We start from the raw sequence: 21566 nt of genomic DNA, 5'->3' as shown, positions 1-21566 counted from the left end.
TATCCGAATTTGGGTATAGTACCTTTTTTAGCGAAAAACCAATAGGCAACGATTTATGTCCTTTAGCGATCAAAACTTAATTTGGGTCGATTTAGAGATGACGGGACTTGATCCTGAAACTCACAAAATCATTGAAATCGCCACCATTGTCACTGACAGTGAGCTGAATATCCTCGCTGAAGGACCGGTTTTGGCAGTACATCAGCCAGAAGAAGAATTGGCGAAAATGGATGATTGGTGTACCAATACTCATACCAACAGTGGTTTAGTGGAGCGTGTTCGCAATAGCCAAGTGGATGAGCAAGAAGCTATTCGCCAAACCATCGCTTTCTTAGAGCAATGGGTACCGAAAGGTAAATCACCAATCTGTGGTAACAGTATCGGTCAAGATCGTCGCTTTTTATACAAGCACATGCCAGAGCTTGAAGAGTACTTCCATTACCGTTACCTAGATGTCAGCACGCTAAAAGAGCTGACTCGTCGCTGGCAGCCAGAGATTTTGGATGGCTTCTCTAAGCAAGGCAGCCATTTAGCGTTAGACGATATTCGTGAATCCATTGCGGAGTTGAAATACTACCGCCAAACGATTTTCAAAATCTAACGTAAGTTTTTGATTCAAGCCGCAGCATTGTCTGCGGCTTTTTGTTTTTGTCTGCGCTATGGCACGGGTAGGAAGACAAATTGAGCCACACCATGAGCGACTTTGGTAATACTGCGGTTGGTTTTATCTGCCACAATCAGCGCCATCATATCTTGTACCATCACCATCTTGGTAAAGATCCGGTCGAAGCTCACATCAAATTCATTTTCGTTATAGTGGTTACTGAGCAAATATAATTGACCTTGCTCATCTCGACGGTGGTAGAGACGCCAGACAAAAATTTCGATATTACGCGCACTGTTATACAGTGATTGTTCATCTAAGGAGTCGAGAATAAAGAACTCTTGCTGGTGGTTGTATGAGCGGCGCAACATTTCAGCTAAGCCGACCACGGCGGCAAAAACACGGTCTCCCTGAAAGGAATCATCGAAAGACAGCAAGATTGCATCAATGCTGGTTTTTCCTTCTAGCTCATCAAAAATGAGCGGTTCGGACTCCAGCTCTCCAGGGCGGCCAAAAATTTGTAGCATGCGATCTTCTAACGTCATGCCATCAATTTTCCTTAGCTGATCGGGGTTGCGCACATAGAGCTTGCGTGTCAATTCCATTAACAGTTCTTTTTGTTCTTTGACGTGCACGTCCATGACAAAATCGACATCTGTCTTACCTAAGTTGCGCACCGGTTTGGGCATCGAGCCACATCCAATTAGCACAAAAACAGACAACAAAAAGGTCACGAGGTGAAAGCACGGTTTAGATACTGCCATTGCGAGCTCCATCTTTTGCAATTGCAATCAAATCATCACGAATAAAAATCAGCCACCTGTTATATCGAATTGGATACATTTAGACCAGTATGGATAAAAAATGTGAATCGAATTACTGGCTTACATCTCAATTGCGAATTAAATTTACCTTAAAATAGCGTTTTTTATTTTCATGGCGTAAGTTGTTGCTCGGCAGTTAGTCTTGTTTTTATTGATTTTTTCAGTTCAATATTCGAACAACCTGAGCTTTATTTGTGTTGTTTTGTGTGCTTTTTCATCAAACGAGAAAAAAACTAAGATTTTTTGCAAGAAGGACTTGCATCACAAAAAAATGCTCTTATAATTCGCAGCCCTGAACGACGGAAACGTTGTTAGATGCGACACTAGCTCAGTTGGTAGAGCGCAACCTTGCCAAGGTTGAGGTCACGAGTTCGAACCTCGTGTGTCGCTCCACTTTTTTAAGTGGGAAAGCGCTCATTATGCTTTGAATAATGATATGCGACACTAGCTCAGTTGGTAGAGCGCAACCTTGCCAAGGTTGAGGTCACGAGTTCGAACCTCGTGTGTCGCTCCAAATTAAAAGCTTTCATTGTGCTTAACAATGACATCCGGACGCGGGATGGAGCAGCTTGGTAGCTCGTCGGGCTCATAACCCGAAGGTCGTTGGTTCAAATCCAGCTCCCGCAACCACATTAAGATAAATTGCTCAGGCGATTTATCAWTGCGACACTAGCTCAGTTGGTAGAGCGCAACCTTGCCAAGGTTGAGGTCACGAGTTCGAACCTCGTGTGTCGCTCCAAATAGATAGTCCTCATTGTACTTAACAATGACATCCGGACGCGGGATGGAGCAGCTTGGTAGCTCGTCGGGCTCATAACCCGAAGGTCGTTGGTTCAAATCCAGCTCCCGCAACCACATTAAGATGAATTGCTCAGGCGATTTATCAWTGCGACACTAGCTCAGTTGGTAGAGCGCAACCTTGCCAAGGTTGAGGTCACGAGTTCGAACCTCGTGTGTCGCTCCAAATTTTAGAAGTGATGAGATCTAACACGAGAAACATCGTGTTTCGTCCAGATACGGACAAACTATTCACATCACTTCGATTTCCCTTCAAATGTCAGATACATTTGATTTGGTCCTAGACCATCCGCTCTTTCTAATGCTGTGAAGCATAAATCCCCAAAAAGTATATTAAGTCCACCTACTCGTTAGGCGGGCGTTTAATTTTTTACTCTCTACAAAAAATTGTTAGCGAGCGAACCGTCATATATACAGACTAAATCAGGACAATTAACAGACTTATCCACAAAAACGCTTCTGTGGATAACTTGGTGGGTAACCTGAATTTTAGGTCTGAATAACACCTAAAAAAATGATCTTTCTCTGAACACTAGTCACATTTTTAAATAGCCAAAAATGTAAACCTTTGTTTTTAAAGGTTTTACTTGTGGGTTTAACGTTTGCCACTAGAAAATAAAGGATCATTAACTCAAAGAACATTGATCCTAGTCATTTATTCCTGTTGTGATTAACTTTCACGAGTTTATTAATTTGCTTGTTTGAGCTGATTTTTTTCCACATTAATAAATTGGGAACCAAATCAAATAAACCAGAGAGAAAGTTGGCAAGCATTATGCGTCTCTGGGTAACCCTTTCTCAACGATACGAATAAGTCGTTCGTGCTTTATCTGAATTGAACTTCGTTCACCAATTTGTGCCAGCTGTTCATCCATAGCCCAGTTGATATGTTCGTCAAGCAATGCTGATATTCCGATCCGTGCTTCTAAAGCTTGCAAAATTCGTTGCGAGTATGGGGCGTTGCCCATTGCGATGGATAAATTGCGTAACCACTGCTGATGACCAATACGACGAATGGCAGAGCCTTCCATATTTTTGAGAAAGGTCGCTTCGTCCCAATTGAAGAGCTCGACAAGATCGGGGCTTTGCAGTGCCTTGCGTCGATGGAAGTCTTGTTCTTCAGTTACTGAAGCAAAACGATTCCATGGGCAAACAAGTTGGCAGTCATCACAGCCATAAATTCGATTCCCCATTGCCTTGCGAAACTCGACCGGTATGCTCTCGCTGTTCTCGATCGTGAGATAAGAGATACAGCGTCTGGCATCGACCACACCATCGGCAACAATTGCACCGGTAGGGCATGAGGTGATGCACGCTTTGCAGTTACCACATTGGTCATCAGTTGGCGTATCAACAGGAAGTGGCAAATCGATCAGCAACTCTCCCAAAAAAAACCATGAGCCACATTCTTTATCGAGGATAAGTGAGTGCTTGCCTGACCAACCCAATCCAGCTTTTTGCGCTAAAGGTCGTTCAAGAATTGGAGCAGAATCGACAAAAGGTCGGCAGTTGAGTGCTTCAACCTCTTGCTCAATCAGTTGACCCAGCTTTTTGAGCTGGTTACGAATTAATTTGTGGTAGTCACGACCCAGCGCGTAACGACTGATGTAGGCGTGATTGGGATTGTTTAGGTTCGCAGCAAACTGAGCTTGCGGTGGTAAATAGTCCATGCGAGCACTAATAACGCGCACTGTTCCGGGTAGTAGCTCATCAGGTCGAGCTCGCATCATGCCATGACGCGCCATCCAGTCCATTGTGCCGTGGTAGCCTGCATCCAACCACTTTTGTAGCTCGGCTTCATGTTCTTGCAAGTTAACGTCGCAGATACCAACTTTTTGAAAGCCAAGTTCTTTGGCCCAAATTTTGATTTTATCTGCCAGTTCTTGATAGTTCATGTGCGCGCTACTCAAACAAAAGGGGGCGGGATCTTACAAGATCTTTTAGGTCGAATCTAGCAAGGATAATGCGCAATAGTTACGAATATTTTCCTTTAACTTACACAAGAGATCTTGTCTCTCAATTCCAACCCAGTTTACTATTCGAGTTCTTTTGATTTTTATATAGTCATTTTAGAGAAGAATAGTTATGAGCACGAAACAATTTGCCCTATCCGATGAACAAGCAACGATTCAGCTAGGGACAAAACTGGCAGCCCTATGTTCGCAACAAACAACGATCTACCTACACGGTGATCTTGGTGCGGGCAAAACGACATTTAGCCGTGGTTTTGTGCGTGCGCTTGGGCATCAGGGTAATGTAAAAAGTCCAACTTACACCTTGGTTGAACCGTATCAACTGGATCAATGGCAAGTATACCATTTTGATTTGTACCGCTTAGCGGATCCAGAAGAACTCGAATTTATGGGCATTCGTGACTATTTTACTTCTGATGCAATTTGTCTTGTGGAGTGGCCTGAAAAAGGGGCGGGTTTACTGCCTGAGGCAGATCTTGATATTACGATCCGTTACAACGGCGAGCAAAGAATTGCCACTGTCGCGGCTAACAACAGTTATGGAATGAGTCTTCTAGACCAATTGGAGTTATGTTGATCTTGCATCCTTTGCGTGCCTTCACCTTATGTTTTGCCCTAGCGTTATCGCTGTTTTCTGTTTCTTCATGGGCAAATGCATTAGAAAGTCTGCGAGTTTGGCCATCGCCAGATGAGACCCGCGTTGTTATTGATCTCAAGTCAGAAGCCGAGTACAGCTACTTCACGCTGTCTGGCCCAGATCGTCTCGTGGTTGATCTTAAAGATACCCAGCTAAAAACCAAGCTGCCTTTGACGGTTCAAGGCAGCCCGGTGCTGCGTAAAATTCGCAAGAGTAGCCCACCAAATTCTGGCACTTATCGTCTGGTGTTTGAGCTAACAAAGAAAACACCGGTTCAGTTGTTTAAGTTAGCCCCAACGCCTGGCGGGCAATATGGTCACCGTTTAGTGGTGGATATTAGCCATGGCAGCAGTAAAGCGACAGCCGCGCCAACTTCACCAAGTAAGACTCAAGTAAGTCGTGACGCTTCACAATTGCTGGGAACCGCAGATATTGTGGTCGCACTTGATGCCGGTCACGGTGGTGAAGACCCAGGCTCGATTGGTCCTACACGTAAGTATGAAAAACACGCCACACTGGCGATTTCGAAGAAAGTGGCGGATCAACTTAATGCGATCCCGGGCATGAAAGCGGTGTTAACACGCCGTGGCGACTACTTTGTTAATCTTAATAAACGTTCAGAGATTGCGCGCAAGAATAAAGCACATTTACTGGTGTCGATTCACGCCGACGCATTCCATTCGCCGAAACCTCGTGGCGGTTCTGTGTTTGTGCTGAATACGCGTCGCGCCAATACAGAGATCGCGCGTTGGGTTGAAAACCATGAAGAGCAGTCACAGCTATTGGGTGGTGCAGGTGAAGTGCTGGCGAAAAACAACAACGATAAAAACGTCAGTCAAACGCTACTCGATCTGCAATTTAGCCACTCACAAAAAGAAGGCTACAAGGTTGCTACTAAGATCTTGAGTGAGATGGGGCGTGCTGGGGTGCATCTGCATAAGAAAGAGCCGGTTAATGCCAGCCTTGCGGTGTTAAAGTCGCCGGATATTCCATCGGTACTGGTAGAAACGGGTTTTATCTCTAACCCAACAGAAGAGCGATTGCTGTTCCAACGTAGCCACCAAGATAAACTGGCGCGCTCTTTGACCCAAGCGATAGTGAAGTACTTTGAAGAAAACCCACCGGAGGGCACCTTATTTGCCAACCGCGGTAAGAGCATTAAGCACAAAGTGTCGCGTGGCGAGTCTTTGTCGGTCATTGCTAAGAAGTACGGCTCTTCGACTCGGGCAATTATGTCTGCCAACAATCTGAAAAGCACCAGCTTAGCGGTTGGTCAAACCTTGACGATCCCTGGCGCCCAAGCGAGCGTTTCGGTGCCGAAAGCAAGCAACCCTGTTGAGACTAAGACCATTACCCATACGGTGCAAAGGGGCGAGTACCTTGGCAAGATTGCTGCCAAGTACAAGGTGTCGGTTGGCGATATTAAGCGAGAAAACAAGCTGCGTTCAGATACCCTCAAGTTGGGACAAAAACTGAAAATTACCGTGAGTCTGAAAGATCAACCGCTGCGTAAACACAAGGTGCAACGCGGTGAGTTCCTCGGCAAGATTGCTAAGAAATATGGGGTCAGTGTAAACAGTTTACGTCGCGCCAATAACTTGAAGTCTGATCAATTAGCCGTTGGTCAGACGCTTATCATCCCTAACAATTAGTAGGCTTTAGCAATATGACGATCAAGATCCTACCGGCTCGACTGGCGAACCAAATTGCGGCAGGCGAGGTGGTAGAGAGACCAGCTTCAGTAGTAAAAGAGCTGGTGGAAAATAGCTTGGACTCAGGTGCGACCCGTATCGATATTGATATCGAAAAAGGTGGCGCTAAGCTTATTCGTGTTCGTGATAACGGCAAAGGCATTGTTAAAGATGAGCTTGGGTTGGCGCTCAGCCGACACGCTACCTCGAAAATCCATTCGCTTGATGATCTCGAGGCGATCATGAGCTTGGGTTTTCGTGGTGAGGCCTTAGCGAGTATCAGCTCTGTATCGCGTTTAACCCTCACTTCTCGTCCTGCAACCCAAGAACAAGCCTGGGCGGCGCACAGTGAAGGGCGAGATATGGCAGTAAAGCTGCTACCTGCTGCGCATCCGATTGGCACGTCAGTAGAGGTGTTGGATCTGTTTTTCAACACCCCAGCTCGTCGTAAGTTCTTGCGCACCGAAAAAACCGAGTTTGCTCATATTGATGAGTTGATCAAACGTATCGCGTTGAGCCGTTTTGATGTCACCATCAACTTGCGCCACAACGGTAAATTGATCAAACAGTACCGAGCGGCAAAGAATGAACTACAGGCAGAAAAGCGTATTGCGGCAGTGTGCGGCAATCAGTTTGTGCGCAGCATGCTCAAGATTGAACTTGAACACCAAGGCTTAAAGCTACACGGCTGGATCACCACCCCAGATGGAGCTCGTCAGCAAAGCGATCTACAGTACTGCTACGTCAATGGGCGTATGATGCGAGATAAATTGATCAATCATGCGATACGCCAAAGCTACGAAACCAGCTTACGTCCTGATCAGTTTGCTACCTATGTGCTCTTTATCGAAATCGATCCTCATCAAGTGGATGTCAATGTGCATCCTGCTAAACATGAAGTGCGCTTTCATCAAGCCCGCTTAGTGCATGACTTTATCTATCAAGCCTTAGCGGATGCGCTCGCGCAAAGCCATCATATTGACAGACCTGAGGTAAACGCCTCTGCGTTTCATCAGGTTAATGACCAAGGCGAACTGGAGCAAACAGAGCAGAAGCAAGCAGAGCCCCCAAGTGTCGTAATGCCAGATAGCTCGCACCGTGCAGATGAACAAGCAGTACCCGAGCAGGTATATCAAGCCGTTGAACGCGTGCCAAGCTATCCAGGGCGAGTGAGTGAGCCGCAGCCAAAAGGTGAGGCTACGCAGCTACAGACAAGTCGCAGTGATTGGGTGGAGAGCCGTCCAATGCCTCGCTCTAAAACCAATGATCGTTATGGACAACCCTCGCCTTCCAAACAGGAAGCTGCGGTCTATCAGCAGTTGATGCAAACTCCGGACGTGCCACCAATGCAGTTGCCACAGGCGACAACAACATTAAGCACGCCTCAAGACAATCAGCCGGTAGAGTCATTGGGTAAAGCGATTTGCATGGCGTCGGGTCAGTTTGTTTTGATGGCAGACAAAGCTGGCGCGCATTTAGTTTCGCTCGCGAAAGCGGAATGGTTGCGGGTCTATGGGCAGTTGCAAGTAGGTGAGCAAGGCTTAAAAACTCAGCCGCTTTTGGTGCCGCTTTCATTGAAAATTGATGCGCCCCAGGCAGCAGCGCTTGAGCATAATCAGCCACTGTTGTCTCAGCTTGGTATCGAGATTAAGTTTCGCAACCAGCAAACCGTGATGGTGATGGGTGTGCCTGCACCATTACGCCAACAAAATTTACAACAGCTTATCCCAGATCTGTTATCTTACGCCGCTTTGAACGCAGAGCAGAGCCAATTGAGTGCGAACTTGTCTATTGGCACGTTGTCCAAATGGTTGGCGGATCAAGTTGTTCGAGTAAAAAATGACTACACTTTATCTGAAGCGATTCAAATTGTTGCGGAAGTAGAAATGCTTTGGCAAGGAACGCTTCCTTTGCACGATACCCAATTTGTAAGACCGATTGATTTTTCTGCCACGATTGCAGCCTTTAATTTATGAATAAACAACTACCTTTAGCTCTATTTTTAATGGGGCCGACCGCGTCAGGTAAAACGGATTTAGCCATTCGACTACGTCAGAAATACCCGGTTGAAATTATCTCAGTAGATTCAGCATTGATCTATCGAGGAATGGACATCGGCACCGCGAAACCGGACGCAGAGGAGTTGGCGCTCGCCCCGCATCGATTGATCGATATTCTCGATCCAACCGAATCGTATTCCGCGGCTGATTTTCGTCGTGATGCGATTGCTGAAATGAATCAGATCGTTGCGCAGGGGAAAATTCCACTGCTGGTGGGCGGGACCATGCTGTATTACAAAGCATTATTGGAAGGTTTGTCACCACTTCCGGCTGCAAATGCTGAAATACGTAAACAAATTGAGCAAGAGGCATTGACTCACGGTTGGCACGTGCTGCACGATCAATTACGTGAGATTGATCCCGTTTCCGCTGAACGTATACACCCTAACGATCCACAAAGATTGTCACGGGCGTTGGAAGTTTATCGAATTTCGGGTAAAACTCTTACAGAGTTAACACAAACTAAGGGTGAAAGCCTGCCGTTTGACGTAAAACAATTTGCTATAGCTCCCAAGGAAAGGGCTGAGCTCCACCGTCGTATTGAACTGCGCTTCGAGAAAATGATGGCAGCAGGTTTTGAAGATGAGATGCGTGCGCTTTATGCACGTGAGGATCTTCATCCTGATTTACCGTCGATCCGCTGCGTGGGATATCGACAAATGTGGGATTATTTGGATGGGCAATGCACCCTTGATGAAGCGGTTTTCCGTGGTGTCTGTGCAACCCGCCAATTGGCCAAGCGACAAATTACCTGGTTACGCAGCTGGGATAATTTAACTTGGTTAGATAGCGAAAACATTGAACAAGCACTAGAAACTGTTTCAAATGCCGTGGCATCGGGCAGTTCAAGCTGTGTATAATGTGATCGCTTTTGCGTGAATGTGCCCTGTAAAGGATCTGTTACTTGAATTTTGTGGTATTTACCGCCATAACAGTAATTCAGGGGTGTTTTTATATTCGTTTAGCTCAGATGTAACACTTCACTGTTGCAATATACCGCTAGCTAAATAACTAAAACAAAATTACAAAATAAGGAAAATAAAATGGCTAAGGGGCAATCTCTACAAGACCCATTCTTAAACGCTTTACGCCGTGAGCGTATTCCAGTGTCTATCTACCTTGTGAACGGAATTAAGCTTCAAGGTCAGATCGAATCTTTTGACCAATTCGTGATCCTATTGAAGAACACGGTTAACCAAATGGTGTACAAGCACGCGATCTCTACTGTAGTTCCTGCGCGCCCAGTAAGCCACCACAGCGGTGACCGCCCACAAAATGGTGAGCGTCAATCAGATAAATCGGAAGATTAATCTCTGATTACAATTAGTTTTACATTGAGGAGTTGATGCTTGTTTGACCGTTATGAAGCCGGTGAGCGAGCCGTACTTGTTCATATCAACTTCACGCAAGAAGGGGAGTGGGAAGATCTCAACGAATTTGAAATGTTGGTGTCTTCTGCTGGTGTGTCTTCGTTACACGTGGTAACGGGCAGCCGCCAGTCACCACTCCCTAAGTACTATGTCGGTGAGGGTAAAGCTCAAGAGATCGCACAAATCGTGCAATCGACAGATGCAGACATTGTGATTTTTAATCACGCCCTTTCTCCTGCCCAAGAACGTAACCTAGAAGCGCTTTGTCAGTGTCGCGTGGTCGACCGAACTGGTTTGATCCTCGATATCTTTGCACAAAGAGCCCGTACCCACGAAGGTAAGCTACAAGTTGAGCTTGCTCAGCTTCGTCACATATCGACTCGCCTTATTCGTGGTTGGACTCACCTTGAGCGTCAAAAAGGTGGTATCGGTTTACGTGGTCCAGGTGAAACTCAGCTAGAGACTGACCGACGTTTATTGCGTGAACGTATTAAAGCTATTCTGCGCCGTTTGGAGCGAGTAGCGAAGCAACGTGAACAAGGTCGCCGAGCAAGAAGTCGAGCAGAAATTCCAACCATCTCTTTGGTTGGTTACACCAACGCAGGGAAATCCACCCTGTTTAACCGTATTACACAAGCGGGTGTTTACGCAGCGGATCAGCTATTTGCGACTTTGGATCCTACGCTACGTAAAATAGACCTAGCGGATGTCGGAACCGCGATACTGGCAGACACAGTAGGCTTTATTCGACATCTACCTCACGATCTTGTTGCGGCGTTTAAAGCGACGCTCCAAGAAACGCAAGAAGCTGACATTTTGTTACATGTTGTCGATGCCAGTGATGAGCGTTTTCGTGAGAACATGCAAGCTGTACAAGAAGTACTAGAAGAGATTGATGCCCACGAGGTGCCAGCTCTAGTTGTCATGAACAAGATTGATAATCTAGACGGGCAAGAACCACGTATTGAACGTGATGAGGAAGGTATTCCTCGCACAGTTTGGGTATCAGCAATGGAAGGCAAGGGTATTGATCTTCTATTCACCGCCTTGACTGAGCGACTAGCGAGTCAGATGGTGCAATACCAATTGTGTATTCCGCCACAACATCAAGGTCGATTACGTAGTACATTCTTCCAAATGAATTGTATTCAGCAAGAAGAATATGACCAAGATGGTAACTTGTTGATAAATATTCGTATGCAACAGGTAGATTGGTCTAGACTTGAAAAAAGAGAAGGGGCAGTTTTACGTGACTTTATAGTTACTTAAATGACTGCTACAGTATAACGTCATATCAAATGATGGAGCTTTCTAATGGCGTGGAATGAGCCTGGTAATAACAACGGCAACAATGGCCGCGATAATGACCCTTGGGGTAATAATAATCGCGGTAACAAAGGTGGCCGTGATCAAGGACCGCCAGACTTAGACGAAGTCTTCAATAAACTGAGTCAGAAACTGGGTGGAAAGTTAGGTGGAAAGGGTGGTAAAGGCCCGACTATCGGTGGTGGTGGTGCACTAGGTTTTGGTGTTATTGCTGCAATCGCAGTCGCTATTTGGTTCTTTGCTGGCTTCTACACCATAGGCGAAGCAGAGCGCGGTGTTGTTCTGCGACTAGGTAAATACGATCGTGTGGTCGATCCTGGTCTTAACTGGCGTCCTCGTTTTATCGACGAAGTGACCGCAGTTAACGTGCAAGCAATCCGTTCGCTACGTTCATCGGGTCTTATGCTGACCAAAGATGAGAACGTAGTAACTGTTGCAATGGACGTGCAATATCGTGTCGCTGATCCATACAAATATTTATTCCGTGTAACCAACGCTGATGACAGCTTACGTCAAGCTACGGATTCTGCACTACGTGCAGTGATCGGTGACTCATTGATGGATAGCATTCTAACCAGCGGTCGTCTATCGATTCGTCAAAATACTCAAGTTACGCTTGAGAAGATCGTTGATAGTTACGACATGGGTATCGAAGTTGTTGCGGTGAACTTTGAAGATGCTCGTCCGCCAGAAGAAGTAAAAGATGCATTTGATGATGCAACCGCTTCTCGAGAAGACGCGCAACGTTTCAAACGTGAAGCAGAAGCTTACCAAAACGATATTATTCCTAAAGCGAAAGGTCGTGCTGAGCGTCTGTTAAAAGAAGCTCAAGGTTACAGCGAGCGCACTATCAATGGTGCATTGGGTCAAGTTGCTCAGTTTGAGAAACTGCTACCTGAATACCAAGCAGCGCCAGAAGTAACGCGTAACCGCCTATACCTAGATACAATGGAGCAGGTGTACTCAAGTACGTCTAAAGTGCTGATTGATTCTGAATCGAGCGGTAACCTACTTTACCTACCAATTGATAAATTGGCTGGTGAGAAAGGCAGTTCGAAGAAAGACACCACACAACAAACGTCAACTTACGACCAGATCGAATTGGAGCCACAGTTGAATATTCCGAGTTCTGACTCATCGTCACGCTCAACTACTACACGTCAAGGGAGATATTAATAATGCGTAAGTTAATGATCCCTGTTTTAGTAGTCGCGTTAGTACTGATGCTAATGTCACTATTCGTTATCCCTGAAGGGGAGCGTGGTATCGTAATTCGTTTCGGTCGAGTACTGAAAGATAACAACGAAATCGCTCGTATCTACGAGCCTGGCTTGCATTTCAAAATGCCATTGTTTGATCGTGTAAACACTCTGGATGCACGTATTCAAACCATGGATGGTCGTGCAGACCGTTTCGTAACGTCTGAGAAAAAAGACGTTATCATCGACTCGTACGTGAAATGGCGTATCGAAGACTTTGGTCAATACTACCTAGCAACAGGCGGTGGTAACGCTGCGACAGCGCAAACGCTATTGAGCCGTAAAGTAACAGACGTACTGCGTTCTGAGATCGGTGCTCGTGAAATCAAGCAGATCGTATCAGGTCCACGTAACACTGATATCCTGCCAGATGACGAAGCGGAAGTGACCACTGAAGCGGCGAAAGAAGCATTAGAGATCGATGGCGAACGTGACATCATCATGAAGAATGTTCTTAACGGCACTCGTAAAGACGCGATGGAAGATTTAGGTATCCACATCGTTGACTTCCGAATGAAGAAGATCAACCTTCCTGACAGTATCAGTAAGTCAATCTACGATCGTATGCGTGCTGAGCGTGAATCGGTAGCTCGCCAATTCCGTTCTCAAGGTCGTGAGCAAGCGGAAGTTATCCGTGCGCAAGCTGAACTTGAAGTGGCAACAATTCTAGCCGAAGCAGACAAAACAGCTCGAGTAACTCGAGGTGATGCAGACGCAGAAGCGGCGAAGATCTACGCAGATGCATACAACAAAGATCCTGAGTTCTTTAGCTTTATTCGTTCACTACGCGCGTATGAGAAATCATTTAGCGAGAAGAGTGATATTCTAGTACTGGATCCGAACAGCGAGTTCTTCCAATACATGAATGATGCGAAAGGCGCTCAATAATCGTCTTTGAATAGATAAGCAAAAGGCTCCGTAAGGAGCCTTTTTTGATTTACTTGGTTTAAGCAGAGAGATAATGATGTCGAACTCAATTTGGTTAGCGATTGGCTTAGTCTTGATTGTGGAGGGCTTGGGTCCTCTGATTGCTCCAAACGGTTGGCGCAATATGGTTGCAGAGCTAAGCAGGCAACCTGACACGCATTTGCGTCGCATTGGTGGCTGTCTTGTGGTTGCCGGTGCAGTAATCGCTTATTGTTTTGCTTGAGTCTCTTACGCCATCATCAGTAATGCGGTGGTGGCGTCTCTTCTGATGGATCAGCCAAATTAGAGCTATCCATATTCTTCATCTTGCCTACCACATACTTCATCTGATCTTGCATCTTAGTGATCAGCAGTTGTTGCTGGCTAAGCGCATCATTCAACGAATCAATGGTTTGTTCTTGGAAAGCGATCTGGCATTCCAAGTCGTTGATGCGGTTCTCTAATTCATTGATATGCTTTTCTGTCATGGTCTTAATCTAATTTCCAAGCCTGAGCGATACCGGCGGAAGTACCCGTGACGACGCGGCTTTGATTGTCGAAGGCTGCATCATACACTACTGCTCGTGGAGGACGAGCATCTTTTAACGGCTCAGCTTCAAATCCATCCAAGCGTTTGCCTGTTTGGCTGTCCCATACCATGACACGACTCGATGGTGTGCCAGTGATAAGTTTACTGCCATCATCAGAAAAGCGTGCGGCTGAGAAAATCAATTGACGTGAAAAACTGCTTAATTGCGAGACGGGCTCACCCGAGACCAGATTCCACACTACGGCATGATTGCCGCCATCGGAGCTAAACCCATACTGACCATCGCGGTGCAACGCGACACGATTCACTCTTTGCTGATGTTCAAACTTATGCAGTGCTTGCCCACTCTCTGTATCCCACAGGTAAGCATTGTAGTCATTGCCCCCTGTGAGGGCGAATCGCCCATTTGGCGCTAGGGCAACGGAATTAACTTTTTCTCGATGGGCAAGGAACTCTAAGCGGCGTCCGGTGCCCAAGTTGACATAGATCGCTTTACCGTTGGACAGACCAAGCAGCACTTGCTCGCCATTGTTGGCGATATCGACATCGCGAATCGTGCCGTCTGATATCGACCATAGACCTTCGGCTTGTGTCCAAGCTAAGTCCCATACAGCGAAATTGGTTTGGCTGGCAGTAATGGCATAGCGCCCATTGTCAGAGATGCGGATGTGAGAAACCGTACTGGCTTGTTGGTCCTGAGCGCCAAGCTCTGCCAGTGGTTTTGATTGGTACAAATCCCACAAAACCAACTGATTTTGTTTGGAATAGAGTAAAGCGAAATGTGCATCGCGACTGAGTGCCAGGCTGCTGGTGCCTTTGGGCTCTAAAATCCAGCGTTGATCGTCTGAATTTGAGAAAAAGCAGCCATTTAACGCTATGATGACAAAGACACTTACAAGAGTGTTTACAAATAATCGCATTAAAGTCCCAAATATTTACTTGGTTTTCATTAATTTGAAAGCATATTAGGTATATTGGTACATCACGCTGATGCACACCAGTTTTTATTCAAGATTTGTGCACAATGGCAAACGCCATCAATTGGAGAATTCAATGAAATCAATTTTTAAAGTGTCACTGCTTGCAGCTACAGTAATGCTAGCGGTTGGCTGCCAAAAAGAAGAAGAACCAAAGCAAGAAGTCAAACCTGCAGTAGAGCAAGTGCAAGCGGAGAAAGCGGTTCACTTTAAGACTGAAGATGACAAAGCAGCTTACGCAATTGGTGCTTCGTTTGCGAACTACCTAGCGCAAAGCATCGAGAAGCCAAGCGAAATTGGTATCGATTTGAAAAAAGAGCTGGTGCTAAAAGGCATTGAAGATGTGTTTGCTGATAAAGCGGCGTTGAATGAAGACGAAATTCGCGCAGCATTAGAAGGCTTAGATAAGCGTGTTGCAGAAAACATGCAAAAGCAAGCAGCAGAGAAAGCCGCGGCAGCGAAGAAAGCTGGCGATGATTTCCGTGCTGAGTTCGCTAAGCAAGATGGCGTGAAAACCACAGATACAGGTCTAATGTACCAAGTGCTAACACCTGCGGAAGGTGAGCAGCCAAAAGATACTGATACTGTTGAAGTGCACTACAAAGGTACACTGATCGACGGTACTCAATTCGACAGCTCATACGATCGTGGTGAAACAGCGACTTTCCCACTTAACCGTGTGATCCCAGGTTGGACTGAAGGCGTTCAGCTAATGCCAGTTGGTTCTAAGTTCAAGTTTGTTATCCCGCCTGAGCTTGCTTACGGTGAGCAAGATACGCCAAGCATTCCAGCAAACTCAACCTTAGTTTTCGAAGTTGAGCTAGTGGGCATTGATAATGCAGAGCAAGCGGCTCAATAATCAATCCATTAGATAACGTAGTAAGGCTCGGATTTTCCGGGCCTTTTTTGTATCTAATCGTTTTTAAACTGTGCGTCGCAAAAATGTTTTATAAGCAGGTTGTTGCATCTTATTGACGAACAAAAAGCTTCGGATTTATTTGTACTAAATCACTAGTTCGCCTTATAGCTTAGTGTTCTATTCAAAATTTCTGATAAACTTACGTCAATTTGTTGATTAATCGCTCGAAGGCTAAAAAAAGTGACGACGACAGAAACCCTAAATACGGATATGTTGCTCGAAATGGAATCCGTCAACGTGATGCCATTCAGTGAGCACGACAAAATCATACTGAAATCTTACGAAGCGGTCGTCGACGGCATTGCCAGCTTGATCGGTCCTTTCTGTGAGATCGTTCTTCACTCGTTAGAAGACCTAAATACTTCTGCAATCAAGATTGCCAACGGTGAAAACACCGGACGCCAAGTAGGTTCGCCAATCACCGACTTAGCCCTGCGCATGCTAAAAGATATCGAAGGCTCTGAGCGTAACTTCTCTCGTTCATACTTTACTCGCGCTAAGGGCGGCGTGTTGATGAAGTCCATTACCGTGGCGATTCGCAATGGCGACAATCGTGTTATTGGTCTTTTGTGTGTCAACGTCAATCTCGATGCACCATTTTCACAAGTGCTGCAATCTTTTATGCCAACGCAAGAAGCCAAAGATGCGGCGTCTTCAGTTAACTTTGCTAGTGACGTAGAAGAGCTGGTGGACCAAACGGTTGAACGTACTATTGAAGAGATCAACGCGGATAAGTCGGTATCAAACAACACCAAGAACCGTCAGATCGTGATGGAGCTGTACGACAAAGGTATCTTTGATATTAAAGATGCCATCAACCGCGTGGCAGATCGTCTAAATATCTCGAAACATACGGTATATCTGTATATCCGTCAGCGTAAAACTGAGGATGATGAGAAGTGAGTTTAACTTACACGCTGGTGGTGAATGGCTCGGTGTATGGTAGCCAGTCAGCGCGCAGCGCTTATCAGTTTGCCAGTGCGTTGATTGAGCAAGGACACACTCTCGTGAGTGTGTTTTTTTACCAAGATGGCGTGACCAACGGCACTGGCTTAAGTGTGCCAGCCAACGATGAGTTTGATTTGACCAAAGCTTGGCAGACACTTGCGCAGCAACACAATGTGCGTTTAGAAACCTGCGTTGCCGCCGCATTGCGCCGTGGTATCGTCAGTCAAGATGAAGCGTCACAGCACGGTTTAACCCAGTTCAACCTCGCCGAGGGCTTTCATCAAGCCGGTTTAGGCAGCTTAGCCGAAGCGATGCTTGTGCAAGATAGAGTGGTGCAGTTTTGAGTCAATTAACGTATCTATTTCGCACCTCGCCTCACACCACTTCTGCAGGTCGTGAAGGTGTGGATGCTTTGTTGGCAGCGTCAGCGTATTGTGAAGACATCAGCGTGTTATTTATTGGCGATGGTGTCTATCAATTACTGCAAGGGCAGCAGCCAAATGAAATTCTTAGTAAAGACTACGCGCCAATGTTGAAGCTGTTTGACCTTTACGATATCGAGCAAGTGTATGTGTGTGAGACATCACTCGCTGAACGTGGACTGGCTCAAGCTGATTTAGTGATTGATGTTGAACGTCTCGACTCGCTCGAGATTCAAGCCAAGCTGCATCAAGCTGGCAAACTACTGTCTTTTTAAGAGTTGATTATGCTACATATCGTCAAATCTCTCTCCGCCCTCAACGAACTGATGCCTCTATATAAAGCCGGCGATCAAGTGATCTTGGTTGAAGATGCGGTCTACGCCAGCAATGCACAACATCCGATGTTTTCTATACTCAAAACAATAGATGCATGTGTGCTGATTGCCGATGTGCAGGCGCGTGGCATTCAAAACCGTGTCAGTCCTTCCTGCACTCAAGTCGACTTTTCCCAGTTTGTTGAGTTGACCGCCAAGCACAGTAATTCTCTGACCTGGAGCTAAGTGATATCAGAGAACAGTAAGGGATGAAGTGTTACCAGACTCCCGAAGGGCAAAAAAGATCTGTATATTTCTTGACACACATCTCACTGCTGCATAGAATTTTGCGTCCCGTATTGCCATATGGCGATTCGGGATAGATTTTTCACAAAGCTTACTTTCAAGTAAATCAGGAGCTAGTTAATGGCAACTATTAACCAGTTGGTACGTAAGCCACGTGCAAAGCAAGTTGTTAAAAGCAACGTGCCTGCACTAGAAGCGTGCCCACAAAAACGTGGTGTATGTACTCGTGTTTACACTACTACACCTAAAAAACCTAACTCAGCACTTCGTAAAGTTTGTCGTGTACGTCTGACAAACGGCTTCGAAGTTACATCGTACATCGGCGGTGAAGGTCACAACCTTCAAGAGCACTCAGTTGTTCTAATCCGTGGTGGTCGTGTTAAAGACCTTCCAGGTGTGCGTTACCACACTGTTCGCGGCGCACTAGACTGTGCTGGCGTAAATGACCGTAAACAAGGTCGTTCTAAGTACGGTGTGAAACGTCCTAAGTCTTAATGGATTCCGTTAAGTAAGGCCAAACACTAAATTATTTTGAATTTTTTGAAAAAACTGAAAAGTTTTGGATAAAACCTGAAGAAGACAACGGAGAAAATCCATGCCACGTCGTCGCGTTATTGGTCAGCGTAAGATCCTTCCAGATCCAAAGTTCAAATCTGAACTGCTGGCAAAATTCGTTAACATCCTAATGGTTGACGGTAAAAAATCTACTGCAGAGAAAATCGTTTACACTGCACTAGACACTATGGCTGAGAAATCTGGTAAAGATCACTTAGCTGTATTCGAAGAAGCTCTTGAAAATGTACGCCCAGCGGTAGAAGTTAAATCTCGCCGTGTAGGTGGTTCAACTTACCAAGTGCCAGTAGAAGTACGTCCGGTTCGCCGTAACGCACTTGCTATGCGCTGGGTTGTTGAAGCTGCGCGCAAGCGTGGTGAAAAATCTATGGCTGCTCGCCTAGCTGCTGAAATGCTAGACGCGTCAGAAAACAAAGGTACTGCTGTTAAGAAACGTGAAGACGTTCACCGTATGGCAGAAGCGAACAAAGCATTCGCTCATTACCGCTGGTAATACCTTTATAGTGCAGCAAGGTTCCTTGCTGCACTTCTTTAGTTCCTATGCATTTGCTAGGAACTATTGCTATATCTGGGGGTTAGCATTTTTACGTTACTCCTTGGTCATAGCAATAGTCCCTACGTTAAGAGGATTCAACCGTGGCCCGTAAAACTCCTATTGAGCGCTACCGTAACATCGGTATCTGTGCGCACGTAGATGCAGGCAAAACCACCACAACTGAACGTATTCTGTTCTACACTGGTCTTTCTCACAAAATCGGCGAAGTTCACGATGGTGCAGCAACCATGGACTGGATGGAGCAGGAGCAAGAGCGTGGTATCACTATCACATCTGCTGCAACGACGACTTTCTGGCGCGGTATGGAAGCTCAATTCCAAGATCACCGCATCAACATCATCGACACCCCTGGACACGTTGACTTCACTATCGAAGTAGAACGTTCTCTACGCGTGCTTGATGGTGCCGTGGTTGTATTCTGTGGTTCTTCTGGTGTTGAACCTCAGTCTGAAACTGTATGGCGTCAAGCTGACAAGTACCAAGTGCCTCGCATGGTGTTTGTTAACAAGATGGACCGCACTGGTGCAGACTTCCTACGCGTTGTTGAACAAATTAAAAACCGTCTTGGTGCGAACCCTGTTCCAATCCAGCTAAACGTTGGTGCTGAAGAAGAGTTCAAAGGTGTTATCGACCTTATCAAGATGAAGATGATCAACTGGAATGAAGCCGATCAAGGCATGTCGTTTACATACGAAGACATTCCAGCTGACATGGTCGAGCTTGCTGAAGAATGGCGCAACAATCTAGTTGAAGCGGCAGCGGAAGCGAGTGAAGAGCTAATGGACAAGTACCTTGAAGAAGGTGAATTGTCTGAAGCTGAGATCAAGCAAGCGCTACGTGCTCGTACACTAAATAATGAAATCGTACTGGCTACTTGTGGTAGTGCGTTCAAGAACAAAGGTGTTCAAGCTGTACTAGATGCTGTGGTTGAGTTCTTACCATCGCCAGTTGATGTACCTGCGATTCAAGGTATTGATGACGATGAGAAGCCAGTTGAGCGTCATGCTGACGACAACGAACCATTCTCAGCGCTAGCATTCAAGATCGCGACCGACCCATTTGTGGGCACGCTAACTTTCATGCGCGTTTACTCTGGTGTTGTGAACACAGGTGACTCTGTTTACAACTCAGTAAAAGGCAAGAAAGAGCGCTTTGGTCGTATCGTGCAAATGCACGCGAACAAGCGTGAAGAAATTAAAGAGATTCGCGCAGGTGATATCGCAGCTGCAATCGGTCTGAAAGACGTAACGACGGGTGAAACTCTGTGTGACCAGAGCCACAAAGTGATTCTAGAGCGCATGGAATTCCCAGAGCCAGTTATTCAGATTGCAGTAGAGCCGCGCTCTCAAGCAGATCAAGACAAGATGGGTATCGCACTAGGTAAACTAGCGGCAGAAGATCCATCTTTCCGCGTGGAAACCGACGATGAAACAGGTCAGACTCTGATCTCTGGTATGGGTGAACTTCACCTAGACATCATCGTTGATCGTATGAAGCGTGAATTCAGCGTTGATTGCAACGTTGGTAAACCTCAGGTTGCTTACCGTGAAACCATTCGTGGCACAGCGGAAGTGGAAGGCAAGTTCGTTCGTCAATCAGGCGGTCGCGGTCAATACGGTCACGTATGGATCAAACTTGAACCTTCTGAACTGGGTGAAGGTTTCGTCTTTGTTGATGAGATCGTGGGTGGTGCAGTTCCTAAAGAGTACATCAGCTCTGTAGCGAAAGGTATCGAAGAACAAATGAATAGTGGTGTTCTAGCTGGTTACCCAGTTCTAGATATTAAAGCTACACTATTTGATGGTTCTTACCATGATGTCGATTCAAGCGAAATGGCGTTTAAAATCGCAGGTTCAATGGCATTCAAGAAGGGCGCACTAGAAGCTAGTCCAGTCATTCTTGAGCCAATGATGAAAGTTGAAGTAACTACGCCTGAAGATTGGATGGGTGATGTTGTTGGCGATCTAAACCGTCGTCGCGGCATGATCGAAGGTATGGATGAAGGTCACGCTGGTCTTAAGATCATTCGTGCTCAAGTACCACTATCTCAAATGTTTGGTTATGCAACAGACCTACGTTCTGCAACTCAGGGTCGCGCCTCATACTCTATGGAGTTCCATGAGTACGCGGAAGTACCTAAGAACTTTGCAGATGCAATCATTGCAGAGCGTGGTTACTAATTGACGCAAGATCGAAAAAAGTCCTCGACTTTTTTAAAGATCAATACGTCCAAATATTGCGCTGACGGACGTTGGCGCATAAAATAGCAGATTCTGGCGCGTCGATGATCAATTCTGGTCACGACGAATCATAACTAGGAAGGAACACGAACGTGTCTAAAGAAAAATTTGAACGTGTAAAACCGCACGTAAACGTTGGTACTATCGGCCACGTTGACCACGGTAAAACAACTCTAACTGCAGCTATCTGTACTACTCTTGCAAAAGTTTACGGCGGTGCTGCTCGTGACTTCGCATCTATCGATAACGCTCCAGAAGAGCGTGAGCGCGGTATCACAATCTCTACTTCACACGTAGAGTACGACACTCCAAC

At 46.0% G+C, this 21566-nt stretch carries 23 protein-coding genes and 6 tRNA genes; 25 read left to right on the top strand and 4 right to left on the bottom strand.

Features of this window, described 5'->3' with window-relative positions; translation table 11 throughout:
* Nucleotides 1-55: 55 nt before the first annotated feature.
* Nucleotides 56-601, top strand: a complete 546-nt coding sequence (orn, locus tag DPF93_RS20305) for an oligoribonuclease (RefSeq protein ID WP_114767847.1) — start codon at nucleotides 56-58, stop codon at nucleotides 599-601.
* Between the two features lie 56 nt (nucleotides 602-657).
* On the opposite strand, the gene DPF93_RS20300 is transcribed toward orn, so the two are convergent.
* The gene (locus DPF93_RS20300) at nucleotides 658-1368 is read right to left on the bottom strand and encodes a hypothetical protein (RefSeq protein ID WP_114767846.1); all 711 of its coding nucleotides are present in this window, start codon (nucleotides 1366-1368) and stop codon (nucleotides 658-660) included.
* A gap of 377 nt (nucleotides 1369-1745) precedes the next feature.
* Between DPF93_RS20300 and DPF93_RS20295 the strand changes: the two genes are divergently transcribed.
* The 6 genes from DPF93_RS20295 to DPF93_RS20270 all read left to right on the top strand — a co-directional run bounded on the left by DPF93_RS20295 (nucleotide 1746) and on the right by DPF93_RS20270 (nucleotide 2392).
* A tRNA-Gly gene (locus DPF93_RS20295) sits at nucleotides 1746-1821 on the top strand.
* A gap of 45 nt (nucleotides 1822-1866) precedes the next feature.
* Nucleotides 1867-1942: transfer RNA gene (locus tag DPF93_RS20290), tRNA-Gly, on the top strand.
* 39 nt (nucleotides 1943-1981) lie between these two features.
* A tRNA-Met gene (locus tag DPF93_RS20285) sits at nucleotides 1982-2058 on the top strand.
* Between the two features lie 33 nt (nucleotides 2059-2091).
* A tRNA-Gly gene (locus tag DPF93_RS20280) sits at nucleotides 2092-2167 on the top strand.
* Between the two features lie 39 nt (nucleotides 2168-2206).
* A tRNA-Met gene (locus tag DPF93_RS20275) sits at nucleotides 2207-2283 on the top strand.
* A gap of 33 nt (nucleotides 2284-2316) precedes the next feature.
* Nucleotides 2317-2392 (top strand) — tRNA-Gly (locus DPF93_RS20270).
* Between the two features lie 607 nt (nucleotides 2393-2999).
* Here DPF93_RS20270 and queG read toward each other — a convergent pair.
* Nucleotides 3000-4121 (bottom strand): tRNA epoxyqueuosine(34) reductase QueG, encoded by a 1122-nt coding sequence (gene queG / locus DPF93_RS20265; protein WP_114767845.1) that lies wholly within the window; start codon nucleotides 4119-4121, stop codon nucleotides 3000-3002.
* Nucleotides 4122-4311: 190 nt separating this feature from the next.
* Here queG and tsaE point away from each other — a divergent pair, with 190 nt between their 5' ends.
* The 9 genes from tsaE (at nucleotide 4312) to DPF93_RS20220 (ending at nucleotide 13692) form a co-directional block, all read left to right on the top strand.
* The gene (gene tsaE / locus DPF93_RS20260) at nucleotides 4312-4776 is read left to right on the top strand and encodes a tRNA (adenosine(37)-N6)-threonylcarbamoyltransferase complex ATPase subunit type 1 TsaE (protein WP_114767844.1); all 465 of its coding nucleotides are present in this window, start codon (nucleotides 4312-4314) and stop codon (nucleotides 4774-4776) included.
* Nucleotides 4770-6488 carry a LysM peptidoglycan-binding domain-containing protein gene (locus DPF93_RS20255; RefSeq protein WP_114767843.1) on the top strand — a complete coding sequence of 573 codons (1719 nt, stop codon included), beginning with the start codon at nucleotides 4770-4772 and terminating at the stop codon, nucleotides 6486-6488. Before tsaE ends, DPF93_RS20255 begins: the two co-directional genes overlap by 7 nt.
* 14 nt (nucleotides 6489-6502) lie before the next feature.
* A complete protein-coding gene (gene mutL / locus DPF93_RS20250) occupies nucleotides 6503-8503 on the top strand; it encodes a DNA mismatch repair endonuclease MutL (RefSeq protein ID WP_114767842.1) in 2001 nt (666 codons plus the stop codon).
* Complete coding sequence (gene miaA, locus DPF93_RS20245; protein ID WP_114767841.1) at nucleotides 8500-9447, top strand: tRNA (adenosine(37)-N6)-dimethylallyltransferase MiaA; 948 nt, start codon at nucleotides 8500-8502, stop codon at nucleotides 9445-9447. The genes mutL and miaA overlap by 4 nt, the downstream gene beginning before the upstream one ends.
* 183 nt (nucleotides 9448-9630) lie before the next feature.
* Nucleotides 9631-9897, top strand: a complete 267-nt coding sequence (hfq, locus tag DPF93_RS20240) for an RNA chaperone Hfq (protein WP_114767840.1) — start codon at nucleotides 9631-9633, stop codon at nucleotides 9895-9897.
* Nucleotides 9898-9936: 39 nt separating this feature from the next.
* Nucleotides 9937-11226: a ribosome rescue GTPase HflX gene (hflX, locus tag DPF93_RS20235; protein ID WP_114767839.1), complete on the top strand. Its 1290-nt coding sequence runs from the start codon at nucleotides 9937-9939 to the stop codon at nucleotides 11224-11226.
* 45 nt (nucleotides 11227-11271) lie between these two features.
* On the top strand, nucleotides 11272-12459 hold the full coding sequence (hflK, locus tag DPF93_RS20230) for an FtsH protease activity modulator HflK (protein ID WP_114767838.1): 1188 nt from the start codon (nucleotides 11272-11274) through the stop codon (nucleotides 12457-12459).
* 2 nt (nucleotides 12460-12461) lie between these two features.
* Nucleotides 12462-13430 carry a protease modulator HflC gene (hflC, locus tag DPF93_RS20225; protein ID WP_114767837.1) on the top strand — a complete coding sequence of 323 codons (969 nt, stop codon included), beginning with the start codon at nucleotides 12462-12464 and terminating at the stop codon, nucleotides 13428-13430.
* Between the two features lie 76 nt (nucleotides 13431-13506).
* A complete protein-coding gene (locus tag DPF93_RS20220; RefSeq protein ID WP_114767836.1) occupies nucleotides 13507-13692 on the top strand; it encodes a DUF2065 domain-containing protein in 186 nt (61 codons plus the stop codon).
* A gap of 16 nt (nucleotides 13693-13708) precedes the next feature.
* Here the strand turns inward: DPF93_RS20220 and DPF93_RS20215 are convergent, their stop codons facing one another.
* Nucleotides 13709-13936: a SlyX family protein gene (locus DPF93_RS20215; protein ID WP_114767835.1), complete on the bottom strand. Its 228-nt coding sequence runs from the start codon at nucleotides 13934-13936 to the stop codon at nucleotides 13709-13711.
* 4 nt (nucleotides 13937-13940) lie between these two features.
* Nucleotides 13941-14918, bottom strand: a complete 978-nt coding sequence (locus tag DPF93_RS20210; RefSeq protein ID WP_114767834.1) for a WD40 repeat domain-containing protein — start codon at nucleotides 14916-14918, stop codon at nucleotides 13941-13943.
* A gap of 133 nt (nucleotides 14919-15051) precedes the next feature.
* Here DPF93_RS20210 and fkpA point away from each other — a divergent pair, with 133 nt between their 5' ends.
* The 9 genes from fkpA to DPF93_RS20165 all read left to right on the top strand — a co-directional run.
* A complete protein-coding gene (gene fkpA / locus DPF93_RS20205) occupies nucleotides 15052-15834 on the top strand; it encodes an FKBP-type peptidyl-prolyl cis-trans isomerase (RefSeq protein ID WP_114767833.1) in 783 nt (260 codons plus the stop codon).
* A gap of 240 nt (nucleotides 15835-16074) precedes the next feature.
* Entirely contained in the window at nucleotides 16075-16797 is a 723-nt protein-coding gene (locus tag DPF93_RS20200) for a helix-turn-helix transcriptional regulator (protein WP_114767832.1), read from the top strand.
* Nucleotides 16794-17186: a sulfurtransferase complex subunit TusD gene (gene tusD, locus DPF93_RS20195; RefSeq protein ID WP_114767831.1), complete on the top strand. Its 393-nt coding sequence runs from the start codon at nucleotides 16794-16796 to the stop codon at nucleotides 17184-17186. Before DPF93_RS20200 ends, tusD begins: the two co-directional genes overlap by 4 nt.
* On the top strand, nucleotides 17183-17539 hold the full coding sequence (tusC, locus tag DPF93_RS20190; RefSeq protein ID WP_114767830.1) for a sulfurtransferase complex subunit TusC: 357 nt from the start codon (nucleotides 17183-17185) through the stop codon (nucleotides 17537-17539). The genes tusD and tusC overlap by 4 nt, the downstream gene beginning before the upstream one ends.
* A 9-nt stretch (nucleotides 17540-17548) precedes the next feature.
* Nucleotides 17549-17824: a sulfurtransferase complex subunit TusB gene (gene tusB / locus DPF93_RS20185; protein ID WP_114767829.1), complete on the top strand. Its 276-nt coding sequence runs from the start codon at nucleotides 17549-17551 to the stop codon at nucleotides 17822-17824.
* A 180-nt stretch (nucleotides 17825-18004) separates the two neighbouring features.
* On the top strand, nucleotides 18005-18379 hold the full coding sequence (rpsL, locus tag DPF93_RS20180) for a 30S ribosomal protein S12 (RefSeq protein WP_004399892.1): 375 nt from the start codon (nucleotides 18005-18007) through the stop codon (nucleotides 18377-18379).
* Nucleotides 18380-18479: 100 nt separating this feature from the next.
* Nucleotides 18480-18950 carry a 30S ribosomal protein S7 gene (gene rpsG, locus DPF93_RS20175; RefSeq protein WP_053397177.1) on the top strand — a complete coding sequence of 157 codons (471 nt, stop codon included), beginning with the start codon at nucleotides 18480-18482 and terminating at the stop codon, nucleotides 18948-18950.
* Between the two features lie 143 nt (nucleotides 18951-19093).
* Nucleotides 19094-21193, top strand: coding sequence for an elongation factor G (fusA, locus tag DPF93_RS20170; protein WP_114767828.1), 2100 nt, complete (start codon nucleotides 19094-19096; stop codon nucleotides 21191-21193).
* 152 nt (nucleotides 21194-21345) lie between these two features.
* Nucleotides 21346-21566 (top strand): GTP-binding protein (locus tag DPF93_RS20165; RefSeq protein WP_244204753.1); only part of this gene is annotated, 221 nt, incomplete at its 3' end.

Source organism: Vibrio rhodolitus (genome assembly GCF_003350325.1).
Classification (GTDB): Bacteria; Pseudomonadota; Gammaproteobacteria; order Enterobacterales; family Vibrionaceae; genus Vibrio; species Vibrio rhodolitus.
Note: the sequence above shows the minus strand (reverse complement) of the source record. Positions and strands in the feature narration are given on the sequence as shown.

Excerpts from the sequence above, each read along its gene's own strand:
- orn (WP_114767847.1), top strand. The coding sequence starts at position 56 with ATGTCCTTTAGCGATCAAAACTTAATTTGGGTCGATTTAGAGATGACG.
- DPF93_RS20300 (WP_114767846.1), bottom strand. The coding sequence starts at position 1,368 with ATGGCAGTATCTAAACCGTGCTTTCACCTCGTGACCTTTTTGTTGTCT.
- queG (WP_114767845.1), bottom strand. The coding sequence starts at position 4,121 with ATGAACTATCAAGAACTGGCAGATAAAATCAAAATTTGGGCCAAAGAA.
- tsaE (WP_114767844.1), top strand. The coding sequence starts at position 4,312 with ATGAGCACGAAACAATTTGCCCTATCCGATGAACAAGCAACGATTCAG.
- DPF93_RS20255 (WP_114767843.1), top strand. The coding sequence starts at position 4,770 with ATGTTGATCTTGCATCCTTTGCGTGCCTTCACCTTATGTTTTGCCCTA.
- mutL (WP_114767842.1), top strand. The coding sequence starts at position 6,503 with ATGACGATCAAGATCCTACCGGCTCGACTGGCGAACCAAATTGCGGCA.
- miaA (WP_114767841.1), top strand. The coding sequence starts at position 8,500 with ATGAATAAACAACTACCTTTAGCTCTATTTTTAATGGGGCCGACCGCG.
- hfq (WP_114767840.1), top strand. The coding sequence starts at position 9,631 with ATGGCTAAGGGGCAATCTCTACAAGACCCATTCTTAAACGCTTTACGC.
- hflK (WP_114767838.1), top strand. The coding sequence starts at position 11,272 with ATGGCGTGGAATGAGCCTGGTAATAACAACGGCAACAATGGCCGCGAT.
- hflC (WP_114767837.1), top strand. The coding sequence starts at position 12,462 with ATGCGTAAGTTAATGATCCCTGTTTTAGTAGTCGCGTTAGTACTGATG.
- DPF93_RS20220 (WP_114767836.1), top strand. The coding sequence starts at position 13,507 with ATGTCGAACTCAATTTGGTTAGCGATTGGCTTAGTCTTGATTGTGGAG.
- DPF93_RS20215 (WP_114767835.1), bottom strand. The coding sequence starts at position 13,936 with ATGACAGAAAAGCATATCAATGAATTAGAGAACCGCATCAACGACTTG.
- DPF93_RS20210 (WP_114767834.1), bottom strand. The coding sequence starts at position 14,918 with ATGCGATTATTTGTAAACACTCTTGTAAGTGTCTTTGTCATCATAGCG.
- fkpA (WP_114767833.1), top strand. The coding sequence starts at position 15,052 with ATGAAATCAATTTTTAAAGTGTCACTGCTTGCAGCTACAGTAATGCTA.
- tusB (WP_114767829.1), top strand. The coding sequence starts at position 17,549 with ATGCTACATATCGTCAAATCTCTCTCCGCCCTCAACGAACTGATGCCT.
- rpsL (WP_004399892.1), top strand. The coding sequence starts at position 18,005 with ATGGCAACTATTAACCAGTTGGTACGTAAGCCACGTGCAAAGCAAGTT.
- rpsG (WP_053397177.1), top strand. The coding sequence starts at position 18,480 with ATGCCACGTCGTCGCGTTATTGGTCAGCGTAAGATCCTTCCAGATCCA.